This window comes from Herbaspirillum sp. LeCh32-8, from assembly GCF_017814915.1.
Taxonomy (GTDB): Bacteria; Pseudomonadota; Gammaproteobacteria; order Burkholderiales; family Burkholderiaceae_D; genus Herbaspirillum.
In genome coordinates, this window is sequence record NZ_JAGIPZ010000023.1 from 1 (window position 1) to 12,248 (window position 12,248).

Below are 12,248 nucleotides of genomic sequence, written 5' to 3' on the forward strand. Positions count from 1 at the left end.
GTCTACGGCCAGATCCCGGCCTCGCAGACTCCGCTGGCCGGCGCTTATTCGGATACCGTTACCGTCACGCTGACCTATTAAGACAACAGCTTTCCGCGCCAAAGCAGGAAAAGAAAAAGCCCGCAGCTGCGGGCTTTTTTGCATCCGGTTTTTCCGTGTGGCAAGCCATGGGCGGCTTCAGCCGGCGTGACTCACTTTGCAGCGCCACCGGCTTTACAACTATAATTGAGAATTATTATCAATATCTCAACGATCAGGCGGGCGTCGCGGCGACATGTCCACAGTGAACAATTCAGGGGAGCCCATCGACCGGCTATACCAGGAAAATTGCGGCTGGCTGCAGGGATGGTTGCGCACCAAACTGGGCAACGCCTGGGATGCCGCCGACCTGGCCCACGACACCTACTTGCGCATCCTGCGCCAGGACAGTCGCCCGGCTGCGGCTGACGCCCGTCGCTACCTGGTGCAGATCGCCAAGGGTCTGATGATCGACCTGTTCCGCCGGCGCAGTATCGAAAGCGCTTACCTGGACGCACTGACCACTTTGCCCGCTGTCGAGGCCCCTTCCGAGGAAACCCGTTTGCTGGCCATCGAGGCGCTGGTCGAGCTCGACCGTATCCTGTTCGGCCTGGCGCCGAAGGCGCGCCAAGCCTTTCTGTTGTGCAAGGTGGATGGCCTGAGCTATCGCGAGGCGGCGCTCGCGCTCGGCGTGTCCGTCTCTTCGGTGGAGAAGTACATCGCCGCCGCCTTGCTGGCGTGCTACGGCGTGTTGCACACAGGCGCCCCGGTCTGATGCGCCCTGATTCGCTGGCCACTGTTGACGCCGTTCCGGCCACGGCTCCTGCTGCGCCTACCCCGCTGGATCCCGACATCGTGCGCCAGGCGGCGAACTGGATGGCGCGGCTGTGGGCCGATGACGCCACGCCCGAAGATGCCGCCGCCTGCAGCCAATGGCGCAACCAGCGCTACGAGCATGAGCTGGCGTGGCAGCGCATGCAGGCGCTCGGCCAGAAATTCACATCCTTGCCCGATCCCGCCGGACGCCAAGCGCTCAAGGCCGCGCCGGAAAAGCTGCGGCTGATGCGTCGCAAGACCCTGAAGGCGCTCGGCCTGATGCTGCTCACCGGCGGCGCCGCCGAGCTCGGCCGGCGCAGCGAGGCCTGGCAGGGGCTGGCAGCCGACTATGCCAGCGGCGTGGGCGAGATTCGTGACGTGATGCTGCCCGACGGCACGCGCCTGGTGCTCAACACCAACAGCGCCGTCGACATCGTCTACACGGACACGGCAAGGCGCATCAAGCTCCGCTTCGGCGAAATCATGATCAGCACCGCGCCCGACAGCGCCACCCCGCACCGGCCTTTCACGGTGGCGGGGCGCGATGGCGAGGTGCTGGCGCTGGGCACGCGCTTCGTGGTGCGCCAGCGTGAAGATTCATCCAGCGTGGCCGTCATGCAGGGCGCGGTGGAGGTGCGGCCGCGCCGCGCCGGCGCGGTGTTGCGCGTCGACGCCGGTTACCAGGCCGACTTCGCCGCAGACGCCGCTGCCGATACCGCAGAGCGGATCGAGGAGGGCGTCGGCAACTGGTCGCAGGGACTGTTGCTGGCCGAGCAGATGCCCCTGTCCGACTTCATTGCCGAGCTGGGACGCTATCGTCACGGCGTCCTGCGCTGCGCCCCGGATGTTGCCGGCCTGAAAGTCAGCGGCGTGTTCTCCCTGCGCGACACCGACCGCGCCTTGTCCAACCTCACGCTGGGCCTGCCCGTGCAGCTCAGCTATCGCACTCGCTACTGGGTCAGCGTGATCTCCCGGCCGGGGCAAAAATAAATTTTCCTTTCGATTGAGGTTTTCTCTTCCTGGTGCGGAAAGGGAATGAAGACCATTACAACATCTCGATCGAAAGGGCAGGAAAGGCATGACCAAGGGAGCCAAGTCCGCACGCCAGCAGCGCGGCAAATACACAGCATCGTCCATCGGCAGCACGGCAGCCTCGGCTGCGCGTGCGCTGGTCTGCATGAGCCTGGCGGGCGCGCTCGCCGCCACCCTGCCGCCGGGCGAGGCCCGGGCGCAGGCGGCATCGGCCGCACTGGTGGAGGCGCAGCTGCCGCCGGCGTCGCTGGACCAGACGCTGAACCGTTTCGCCGCGCTGGCAGGGGTGGAGCTGGCGGTCGACGGCGCGCTGACGGCCGGCAGGAACAGCGCGGGCCTGAAGGGCAGCTTCACCGTCGACCAGGGCTTCGCGGAAATCCTCAAGGGACAGGACCTGGTGGTGGTGCGCGGCAGCGGCGGCGCCTACACCTTGCGCAAGGCGGCCGCGCCGGCGCCCGAGTCCGGCCAGGCGCTGCCGGCGGTGACGGTCAACGCCGACGCCGAGCGCACCGCAGTCACCGACCAGAGCGGCTCCTATACCACCCGCGCGCTGAGCATGGGCAAGATGAACCAGTCCATCCGCGAGACGCCGCAATCGGTCACCGTGGTGACGCGCCAGCAGATGGACGACCAGAACATGGTGCAGCTGGACCAGGTGCTGGCGCAGGCGACCGGCTTCACCCGCACCCAGCGCAATTTCGGATCGCACACCTTCGTCATCCGCGGCTTCGCCATCAACAACACCAACTACCTGCAGGACGGCGTGCCGGGAACGGCCTATGACCCGACCGGCTGGTTCCCGATGGACATGGCGATCTACGACCGCGTCGAAATCCTGCGCGGCGCTTCCGGCCTGCTGGTCAGCGCGGCCGATCCCAGCGGCGCGGTGAACCTGGTGCGCAAGCGTCCGCGCGCGGAACGGCACTTCGATGTCACCGCCAGCGTCGGCTCTTGGAACAACTACCGCACCGAGGTCGACGCCGGCGGGCCGATCAACGCCGAGGGCACGCTGCGCGGTCGGGTGGTGGCGGCCTATCAGGATCGCAAGTATTTCTACGACGTCACCCACTCCCGCGAGCCGCTGGTGTACGGCATCCTGGAAGCCGACCTGGCGCGCGACACCAAGCTGGCGCTCGGTTTCCGTCATCAGGAAAACACCGTCGACGGGCACTGGATCTTCGGCCTGCCGCGCTATTCCAACGGCAATGCGCTGGACGTGTCGCGCTCGACCTCGCTGGTGCAGGACTGGAACCGCAACACCGCCAACGTCAATGAATTCTTCGCCGACCTCGAACACAAGATCGACGCCGACTGGAAAGCCAAGATCACGCTCAACCACACCGAAGGCACGCTGTACCAGCGGGCGGCATTGCCGCGCGGCGCGGTCGATCCGGTGACGCTGTCGGGATCGCGCTTCTACACGATCTACTACAAGCAGCTAGGCGTGATCAGCGACGGCGTGGACGCCAACCTGTCCGGCAGCTTCAAGGCGCTGGGCGGCACGCACCAGGTCATGGTCGGCGCCAGCGCGGCGCGCTTGAAGCTCCATTCGCAGACGGCCAACGTCAGCGTCAATTCGCCCATCAACATCAACAATCCCAACTACTACGCCATCGCCGAGCCGACCACCGCGCCGGCGTGGTCGGCCGATACCGATGCCCACGACGACCGCTACGGCGTATACGGCAGCGCGCGCCTGCAGCTGGCGCAGCCGCTGCATCTGCTGCTGGGCGGCCGCTTCAGCTGGCTCAAGTACCAGGAGGTCAGCCGCCTCACCCGCAAGACCACCAGCGACTACAAGCAGGACGCCGAATTCACGCCCTACGCCGGCCTGGTCTACGACCTGAACAAGCAATGGTCGGTCTACACCAGCTACACCAAGACCTTCCAGCCGCAGAGCAGCTACCAGACTGTCGGCGGCGCCGCGCTCAAGCCGGCGGTGGGCTCCAACGTCGAGGCCGGCATCAAGGGCGAACTGGACAACGGCCGCCTGAACTTCTCGGCCGCCGTGTTCAGCGTACGCAAGGCCAACATGGCCGTGGTCGACGTCGCCAATCTCGGCAACTGCCCCAACTCGCTGGCCTCGACCGATTGCTATATCAACGGCAGCACCTACCGCAGCAAGGGCTTTGAAACCGAGATCAGCGGCGAGTTGGCGCGCGGCTGGAACGTCGCCGCCGGCTACACCTTCCTGGTCACGCGCGATGACCAGGGCCAGAGCATCAGCGGCGAGACCCCGCATCACCTGCTGCGCGCCTCCACCAACTACCGCTTGCCGGGCGAGTTGAGCGCGTGGTCGGTGGGCGGCGGCGTGTCGGCGCAGACCGGCTATTCCTTCCCGTCGGATGAAGACACCACGACCACCACCAGCGAAGGCGGCCGCGCGGTGTGGGACTTCAACACTTCCTACCGCATCAGCAAGCACTGGACTGCGGCGCTGAACATCACCAACCTGTTCGACAAGCGTTACTACGCGATGGTGGGCGGGCTGTCGCGCGGCAACTACTTTGGCGAACCGCGCGCGGCCACGCTGACCCTGCGCGGCAATTTCTGAGCGCAGGTCCATGCCGTCTCCGATGCCTTCAGGGGCAAGTCCGGCTTCGCGCGCGGCAGACAGCGGCGAGGGATTCCGGCAACGCATGGCGTGGTTGCACACCTGGTGCGGCCTGACTTGCGGCTGGCTGCTGTGCGCCATCTTCCTGGCCGGCACCCTGTCCGTGTTTCGCGCGCCGATCACGCTCTGGATGCAGGCCGCGCCCGTGTTGCCAGCCTCCGGCGCGCGCCTTGGCGCACAGGCTGACGCCGGCGTGAGCAATGCCGCGCTGGCCAATGCGTTGGACTATCTCGGCCGGCATGCTGCGTCGGCCAAGGCCTGGAGCCTGACGCTGCCGGACACCGCGGGGGAGGCGCTGATGCTGTCATGGCGCGACGCCGGCGGGCGCGCCATGCAGGTCGCGGCCGATCCCGCAGACGGCAGCGCGCTGCCCGTGCCGTGGGGACGCCAGACCGAAGGCGGGCGTCATTTCATGAGTTTCCACTACATGCTGCATGCAGGCATGGCCGGCTTCTGGCTGGTCGGCTGGATCGCGATGTGCGCCCTGGTGGCGCTGGTGTCCGGCATCGTGGTGCACAAGCGCATCTTCAAGGATTTCTTTACCTTCCGTCCCGGCAAGGGGCAGCGCTCCTGGCTGGACGCGCATAATGCCGGCGCGGTGCTGACGCTGCCGTTTCTCCTGATGATCGTCTACACCGGGCTGAGTTACTTCTACAGCAGCTACATGCCGCTGCCGTTGCGCGCGGTCTATGGCGATGCGGCGGGGGCTTACCAGTCGTTCCAGTCCGAGCTCAAGGAGGGAGAGGGCGCCATGGCCTCGCCGCTGGCCGCGGCGGTCGTCACCCTGCCGAACATCGGACCGTTGCGCGATCGCGCCGAAGCGCTGACCGGCGACGCGGTGCGGCGCATCTTCATCGCGCGGCCGGGGCGGCCGGACATGGTGGTGCGCATGATGGGCGACAAGCCCGACAGTGCCGACACCGGCGCCATCCATGGCGAGGCCGGCCTGGTGGTGTTCGAGCAGGCCGGGCCGCGCATCGTTGAAGCGGTCCGCTCCGGCGCGCCGGAACACTTCTCCGCCCGCCACGTGCATCCGGTGCTGGAACAACTGCACGTGGCCGGTTTCGGCGGCTGGGGCATGAAGTGGCTGTATTTCCTGAGCGGGCTGATCGGCACCGCGATGATCGCCACCGGCTTGCAGCTGTTTGCAATCAAGCGGCGCCAGAAGAGCCTGCATGAATTCGGCCGCGCCACGCCGCAGGTATATCGCCTGATTGACATCCTGAACCTCACCTTCATCGCCGGCGCCTGCGTGGCGAGCATCGGCTTCTTCTACGCCAACCGGCTGATCCCGGCCCAGGCGCCTGATCGTCCCGCGCTGGAAATCCAGGCCTACTTCGCCGTCTGGCTGGCCTGCCTGCTGCACGCCGCTTTGCGCCCCGTCGCGCGCGCATGGCGTGAGCAGGTTGCGCTGCTGGCAGCACTGTGCCTGGGTTTGCCGCTGTTGAACTGGATTACCACCGGGCAGCACCTGCCCGGGTATCTGGCGCGGCAAGACTGGCAACGCGCAGGCGTTGAGCTGTGCGCGCTGGCCATCGGCGCAGCCGCGTTGCTGGTGTGGCGCCGCTTGGGACGCGCGCCTGCGGCCGAGGGCAGGACGGCATGAGCGCGCGCCGTCGCAGCGCGGGGGGCATCGTGTTGCGCCTGCTGGCGGCAAGCGTGGGCGGCTACGCCCTGGCCTCGCTGGCGGGCATCGCCTTGGCGTTCGCCATGCCGTGGTGTTGCGGCTGGTCGCGCGCGGAGGGCGTCTTGGCCGGATCCCTGCTGAGTTTTATCGCCTATCTGGCGGCGGCGCTGTGGGCCTTCGCTACCCGTAGCCTGGTCGTAATGGGGGGACTCGTTGTCGCAGGAATTGGCTTGTTGCTTCTGCTTTGGTTCAGTTAGTCACATTGCAGCGGACGCTGCACACGCACATGAAAAAAGCCCGGCATGCGCCGGGCTTTTTTTGCGTGGAGTGATGCAGGCCGCCACATCTACCGCGCCTAGCGCAACTTGAAGCCGCCCACCAGCATGGACAAGCGCGCCGCCTCATCCTGCAGCGACTGCGCCGCAGCGGCAGCTTGTTCCACCAGGGCCGCGTTCTGCTGGGTGCCTTCGTCGATATGGGTGATGGCGAGATTGACCTCGTTGATGCCGGTGCTCTGTTCGATGCTGGCATTGGCGATCTCGCTGACGATGACGTTGACGTCACGGATGCTGGTGACGATCTGGTCCATCGTCTGCCCCGCCTTGGCGACCAGCACGCCGCCGTCGGCGACCTTGCTGACCGAGGTGTCGATGAGGATCTTGATTTCCTTGGCGGCCTGCGCGCTGCGCTGGGCCAGGCTGCGGACCTCGGAGGCCACCACGGCGAAGCCGCGTCCCTGCTCGCCGGCCCGCGCTGCTTCCACTGCCGCGTTGAGCGCCAGGATGTTGGTCTGGAAGGCGATGCCGTCGATCACGCTGATGATGTCCGCGATCTGTCGTGACGAACTATTGATGGCTTCCATCGTGGCCACCACGTTGCCGACGACCTCGCCACCTTCGGCGGCGATATTGGAGGCGGCGGTTGCCAGCTCGTTGGCGCGCTTGGCGCTATCGGTGTTCTGCTGCACGGTGGAGGTGAGCTGCTCCATCGCCGACGCGGTCTCTTCCAGCGAGCCGGCCTGTTGTTCGGTGCGCGCCGACAGATCCTGATTGCCCGTGGCGATCTCCGCCGACGATATTTTCACGGTGTCGCTGCTGCGGCGGACGTCCAGCAGGATGACCGTGATCTGGCTGACGAACTGGTTGAACGAACGGGAAATCTGGCTGACCTCGTCGCTGCCGTCTTCGGGCAAGCGCAAGGTCAGGTCACCATTGCCGGAGCTGACGCTGTCCATGGCCTTGCGAACGCGCGACAGCCGCATGAACACGGCCGTCGTGATGATGCTCATGATGCCGGCGGCCACTACCGCGACGATCACCAGGGCGATGATGGCCGAGCGCATCGCGTTGCGCATGCCGGCGTTGGCGTCTGCCTTGTCCATTGCCAGGATCAGGGTCCACTCGGTGCCCTTGATGGGAACGGGTTGAATCAGCTTGGGCGCGCCGGCAAGCTCCATCTCGACCGAATGATCATCGCCGGACAGCGCGTTGAGCCGCTCTGCGCTCAGGTCGGCATTCCATTCCTTGGCCGGCTTGTTGACCCATTGCGCATCCGGATGGGCGAGCATCAGGCCGTCGCGATCCACCAGGAAGGCGAAGCTGGCCGGCGTGGGATGGATGGCGCGCACCACGTTGCTGACGCCATCCAGGAATACCGCTGCGGCAACCACGCCAACGCGCGCGCCGTTTTGCTGGACTTGCGCGGTAAATGACACCATGGGCTTCTTGGTGGCGACGTCGGTATAGGGTTTGGTGACGACCGGTTTGCCGGCCTTGACCGATTGCAGGTACCAGGCGCGTCCGGTGGGGTCATACCCGGGCGGAAGGCCATCGGCGCTGGAGGTGAATGCGCTCTTGTCTTCCTTGCCGAAAGTGGTGACGTAGAAGTCGCCGCTCTTTTGCAGCTGCTTGATGACGAACACCGGATCGGCGCCGAGCACACCATCGGCAGCCGCAGTCGTCATGGCCGCCTTGGCCGCCACCCATTCGTTGATGGCCGAGGCGAAGCCGTTGGCGACGGTGCGGGCGTTGCGGTCAATCGCCCGGTCGTTGTCGATTTTGATGATGAAGAATGAGACCGTCCCGACGATGGCCAGGCTGGCCAGCAACAAGACGATGGTGAAGAAAAGAATACGGGCCTTGATGGTGCTGAACATGTTCCCTCCCAAATGGTGATGCGCTGCGCTTCAGGCCGCTTTGATCTTGCGGCTCATTTTCCAGTAGTGTCGCTGCTCGAATGCGCCGGGCAATCGAGGAATAAGTCCGGATTTCACCTTCAGATGCCAGGTGATTGGAAGTGGGGGGGGATGGAATTGGTTGGCGATTCTTTCGTTGATTTTTGTTTTGTTGCAAACCATGCAAGGCTTGGGCCGGGCCTGGTTTGCCGGATACATTTTCGTTGCGCCGGTCGTTACAGCAGCAGCTCGCGCAGCAGGTCTTTGCGCGGTCCCGCGGGCGGTTCGAACATCAGGGCCTTTTCCACATGCAGCAGATGGTGTTCCATCAACTCCACGGCGCGCTCGACGTCGCCAGTGCGGGCGGCGACGATGAATTCGCGATGCTCTTCGGTCGAGCAGGTGGCATCCCGCGTGGATTGGTAAAGCATCGTGATCAGTGCGCTGCGGCCGGCCAGCTTTTCCAGAATGTCGGTCAGCACGTCATTGCCCACGATCCTCGCCAGCAGGATATGGAAATCGCTCAACAGCGTGGAGCGCACCTGCATGTTGTTGTCGCTGATGGCTTGCTGCTCGGCCTGCAAGTGCGCCTCCAGCCGCGCATAGTCCGCAGGCGTGGCGCGCGCCACGAACTCCCTGACCATCGCCACCTCCAGCGTACGGCGCACGAAGAAGATGTTGCGCGTCTCTTCTTCCGTGGGCTTGCTGACGAAGGCGCCCTTGTCGGGAACCAGGTCGACCAGCTTGTCCTTGGCCAGCATGACCAGGGCCGAGCGGATCTTGGTGCGGCTGACCTGGTAGACCCGCGCCAGCGCTTCTTCGGGCAGCTTGGCCCCCGGCGGCAGGCGTTGTTCGGCGATGTTGGCGGCGATGTCGCGCGCGATGGCCTCGGAGCTGTCTGGGGCAGGCACTGAATCGGTCATGGAAATGGCGTGGCGGTTGGTCGTGGGGCCGGGCTGGCGTCTCTGCCAATTGTAACCACTGGCGCGCGCCGCATCCATTTCCGTGCCCATATATCGCTTATCCCTTTGCCTGCGGGGTCAGCGAGGCCATGACGCCGGCCGGCTCCGGCGTCACGATCAGCGGCTCGACGTATTCACCGTTGAGCACCGCGCGGGCGCGCGCCTTGTCGATGTCTTTCTCCCAGCTGGCGATGACGACGGTGGCCACGCAGTTGCCCAGCAGGTTGCCCAGTGCGCGTCCGATGCCGATGAACCAGTCGATCGACAGCACCAGCACCAGGCCGACCACGGGGATCGCAGGGATGGTGGTCAGCGTTGCGGCCAGGATGACGATGGCCGAGCCCGGCACCCCGTGCGCGCCCTTGGAGGTCACCAGCGCGATCGCCAGGATCGCCGCCAGATCGCCCATGGCCAGCGGCGTGTTGGTCGCCTGGGCGATGAACAGCGCCGCCATGGTCAGGTAGATCGAGAATGCATCAAGGTTGAACGAGTAGCCGGTTGGGATCACCAGGCCCACGGTCGACTTCTTGATCCCCATGTTCTCCAGTTTTTTCATGATCTGCGGCAGTACGCTATCCGAGGCGGTGGTCGCCAGCACCACGACCAGCTCTTCGCGCAGGTAACGAATCAGCTTGAAGATGCTCAGCCCCGAGCAGCGCAGGATGCCGCCAAGCACCACCAGCACGAAGAAGATCACCGCGCCGTAGAACAGCAGCACCAGCAAGGCCAGCTGCTTGAGCGAGCCCACGCCGTACTTGCCGACCGTGAAGGCAATCGCGCCCAGCACCCCCAGCGGGGCCAGGCGGATGAAGAACGACATGCACTTGAAGAAGGCATCCGACAGCGAGGAAACCAGCGTCACCACCGGGGCGCCCTTGTCGCCGATCAGCAGCAGCGCGCAGCCGAAGGTGACCGAGACCAGCAGCACCTGCAAAACATCGCCCGAGGTGAAGGCGCTCACCGCGGTGGCGGGAATCAGCTTCATCACGAATTCGGCGAAGCCGGCTTCCTTCACTTTGCCGGCGTTCGCCACGTAGCTGCCCAGGCTGCTGCCGTCAAGGCTGGTGGGATCGATGTTCATCCCGGCGCCCGGCTGGAAGACCAGCGCCAGAACCAGGCCCAGCAACAGGGCGATGGTGGTGACAGCTTCGAAATAGATGATGGACTTCACGCCGACGCTGCCGACCTTCTTCAGGTCGCGAGCGCCGCAGATGCCTTGCACCACGACGCAAAACACGATGACCGGAATGATCATCTTGATCAGCTTGATGAAGCCGTCGCCGAGCGGCTTGAGGCTTTGGCCGAATTCAGGCCACAAGAGCCCGATCACGATGCCGCCAATGAGGGCAAGTACCACCTGCCCGAACAAGGACTTGAATAGTTTGCTCACCACTGTCTCCTGATGTTGTTTTCTTAAGGGTGTTGCAACGCTTGAGGATTTTTTTCTTATGCGCTGGAACAAGTTCACTATATTGCATACAATTTTTGAATACAATAAAAATATACAACACTGATTCATCCAAACGACTTAGTGAAGGAGACGGCAATGAAAGATGTTCCAGAGCAATTTTTGCGTTGCGGCCGGCAGACCATGCAGTGGGCCGAAAAGCTGGCCCTGCATAGCGAAGCGCCCGGCATGCTGACCCGCACTTATCTGACGCCGGTGCATCAGGCGGCGGCGCAGCAGTTGATGGCGTGGATGCTGCAAGCCGGCATGACGGTGCGTCGGGATCATGCCGGCAATGTCATCGGCCGCTACGAGGCCGACCCGGCAACGGCGGGCGCAGCAGACGCGCCTGCCCTGGTCACCGGGTCGCACTTCGACACTGTGCGCAATGGCGGCAAGTACGACGGCAACCTGGGCATCCTGTTGCCGCTGGCGTGCATTGCCGAATGGAATCGCCAGGGCAAGCGCTTCGCTTTTCCCATCGACGTGATCGGCTTTTCGGAAGAAGAGGGCGTGCGCTTCAAAGCGACCCTGCTGGGCAGCCGGGCCATCGCCGGCACCTTCGACCAGGCGGTGCTGGAGAACCGCGATACCGACGGAGTGAGCATGCGGGAAGCGCTGCGCGCCGCCGGCTTCGATGACGCCGCCATTGCCGCCGCGGCATGGCCGCGCGAGTCGATTGCCGCCTTCGTCGAGGTGCATATCGAACAGGGGCCGCTGTTGTTGAACGAGGGCTTGCCGGTGGGCGTGGTCACCGCCATTTCCGGGGCCACCCGCTTCATGGCCGAGGTGCGTGGCCTGGCCGGTCACGCCGGCACCGTGCCCATGCACATGCGGCGTGACGCGGCGATGGCCGCGGCCGAGATCGGCCTGTTCATCGAGCGCCGCTGCAGCGTGAAGCCCGGGCTGGTCGGCACCATGGGCATCCTGGAAGTCGCAAACGGCGCGGCCAACGTGGTGCCGGGCAACGCCGGCTTTTCCATCGACGTGCGCGCCGAGCAAGACGCCGACCGGACCTCGGCGGTGTCCGATATCGTGGCCGAAATCGACCGCATCGCCGCGCGCCGCAAGGTCGAGATCGAGCTGCGCAAGACCCACGAGGCGTCCAGCGTGCCCTGTGCGCCTCGACTGCAGGACGGACTGGCGCAAGCGATCGAGGCCGGCGGCTGGCCCGTGCGCCACTTGCCCTCCGGCGCCGGCCACGACGCCATGGCCATCGCCGCCATCGCCGAGGTAGCGATGCTGTTCGTCCGCTGCGGCAATGGCGGCATCAGCCACCATCCGGACGAAACCATGACCGAGCAGGACGCCGCCGTCGCCGCTCAGGTGTTCAGCAGCTTCGTCGAGCATTTCAAGCGCTGACGCGGCAGGCCGCGCAAGAGAACCGTTCAGAAAAATTCAGAAGACAGAAAGGAACCCATGCAAACCATCACCATCGACGGCTTCAACCTCACCGCGCAGCAGGTCGTCAACGTATCGCGAGCGCCCTACCTGAAAGTGGCGCTGGCCGACTCCTCGCGCGCCGCGTTGAAGCAAAGCCGCGACTACATCGAAAGCAC

10 protein-coding genes are annotated in these 12,248 nt (G+C 65.0%); 7 read left to right on the forward strand and 3 right to left on the reverse strand.

Annotated elements, in window-relative coordinates:
• Window positions 1-12 precede the first annotated feature (12 nt).
• The 6 genes from J8I26_RS22315 to J8I26_RS22340 all read left to right on the forward strand — a co-directional run bounded on the left by J8I26_RS22315 (window position 13) and on the right by J8I26_RS22340 (window position 6,364).
• Window positions 13-81: a hypothetical protein gene (locus tag J8I26_RS22315; protein ID WP_348635356.1), complete on the forward strand. Its 69-nt coding sequence runs from the start codon at window positions 13-15 to the stop codon at window positions 79-81.
• Window positions 82-274: 193 nt separating this feature from the next.
• Window positions 275-793 (forward strand): sigma-70 family RNA polymerase sigma factor, encoded by a 519-nt coding sequence (locus J8I26_RS22320; protein WP_209609382.1) that lies wholly within the window; start codon window positions 275-277, stop codon window positions 791-793.
• Window positions 793-1,824: a FecR domain-containing protein gene (locus J8I26_RS22325; RefSeq protein WP_209609384.1), complete on the forward strand. Its 1,032-nt coding sequence runs from the start codon at window positions 793-795 to the stop codon at window positions 1,822-1,824. Before J8I26_RS22320 ends, J8I26_RS22325 begins: the two co-directional genes overlap by 1 nt.
• A gap of 88 nt (window positions 1,825-1,912) precedes the next feature.
• Window positions 1,913-4,420: a TonB-dependent receptor gene (locus J8I26_RS22330; RefSeq protein WP_245200472.1), complete on the forward strand. Its 2,508-nt coding sequence runs from the start codon at window positions 1,913-1,915 to the stop codon at window positions 4,418-4,420.
• Between the two features lie 85 nt (window positions 4,421-4,505).
• Window positions 4,506-6,086, forward strand: coding sequence for a PepSY-associated TM helix domain-containing protein (locus tag J8I26_RS22335; protein WP_245200473.1), 1,581 nt, complete (start codon window positions 4,506-4,508; stop codon window positions 6,084-6,086).
• Window positions 6,083-6,364, forward strand: a complete 282-nt coding sequence (locus tag J8I26_RS22340; RefSeq protein WP_209609388.1) for a hypothetical protein — start codon at window positions 6,083-6,085, stop codon at window positions 6,362-6,364. Before J8I26_RS22335 ends, J8I26_RS22340 begins: the two co-directional genes overlap by 4 nt.
• Window positions 6,365-6,462: 98 nt before the next feature.
• Here the strand turns inward: J8I26_RS22340 and J8I26_RS22345 are convergent, their stop codons facing one another.
• The 3 genes from J8I26_RS22345 to dctA form a co-directional block, all read right to left on the reverse strand.
• Window positions 6,463-8,262: a methyl-accepting chemotaxis protein gene (locus J8I26_RS22345; RefSeq protein ID WP_209609390.1), complete on the reverse strand. Its 1,800-nt coding sequence runs from the start codon at window positions 8,260-8,262 to the stop codon at window positions 6,463-6,465.
• Between the two features lie 254 nt (window positions 8,263-8,516).
• On the reverse strand, window positions 8,517-9,203 hold the full coding sequence (locus J8I26_RS22350; protein WP_209609392.1) for a GntR family transcriptional regulator: 687 nt from the start codon (window positions 9,201-9,203) through the stop codon (window positions 8,517-8,519).
• A gap of 97 nt (window positions 9,204-9,300) precedes the next feature.
• Window positions 9,301-10,632 carry a C4-dicarboxylate transporter DctA gene (gene dctA / locus J8I26_RS22355; RefSeq protein ID WP_209609394.1) on the reverse strand — a complete coding sequence of 444 codons (1,332 nt, stop codon included), beginning with the start codon at window positions 10,630-10,632 and terminating at the stop codon, window positions 9,301-9,303.
• Window positions 10,633-10,788: 156 nt separating this feature from the next.
• Between dctA and J8I26_RS22360 the strand changes: the two genes are divergently transcribed.
• Window positions 10,789-12,051, forward strand: a complete 1,263-nt coding sequence (locus J8I26_RS22360; RefSeq protein ID WP_209609396.1) for an allantoate amidohydrolase — start codon at window positions 10,789-10,791, stop codon at window positions 12,049-12,051.
• Window positions 12,052-12,248: the final 197 nt, after the last annotated feature.

What these genes read in the sequence shown, in the direction of transcription:
- J8I26_RS22330 (WP_245200472.1), top strand. Translation starts at nt 1,913, where the DNA reads ATGACCAAGGGAGCCAAGTCCGCACGCCAGCAGCGCGGCAAATACACA.
- J8I26_RS22345 (WP_209609390.1), bottom strand. Translation starts at nt 8,262, where the DNA reads ATGTTCAGCACCATCAAGGCCCGTATTCTTTTCTTCACCATCGTCTTG.
- J8I26_RS22325 (WP_209609384.1), top strand. Translation starts at nt 793, where the DNA reads ATGCGCCCTGATTCGCTGGCCACTGTTGACGCCGTTCCGGCCACGGCT.
- J8I26_RS22350 (WP_209609392.1), bottom strand. Translation starts at nt 9,203, where the DNA reads ATGACCGATTCAGTGCCTGCCCCAGACAGCTCCGAGGCCATCGCGCGC.
- J8I26_RS22335 (WP_245200473.1), top strand. Translation starts at nt 4,506, where the DNA reads ATGGCGTGGTTGCACACCTGGTGCGGCCTGACTTGCGGCTGGCTGCTG.
- J8I26_RS22320 (WP_209609382.1), top strand. Translation starts at nt 275, where the DNA reads ATGTCCACAGTGAACAATTCAGGGGAGCCCATCGACCGGCTATACCAG.
- J8I26_RS22340 (WP_209609388.1), top strand. Translation starts at nt 6,083, where the DNA reads ATGAGCGCGCGCCGTCGCAGCGCGGGGGGCATCGTGTTGCGCCTGCTG.
- J8I26_RS22360 (WP_209609396.1), top strand. Translation starts at nt 10,789, where the DNA reads ATGAAAGATGTTCCAGAGCAATTTTTGCGTTGCGGCCGGCAGACCATG.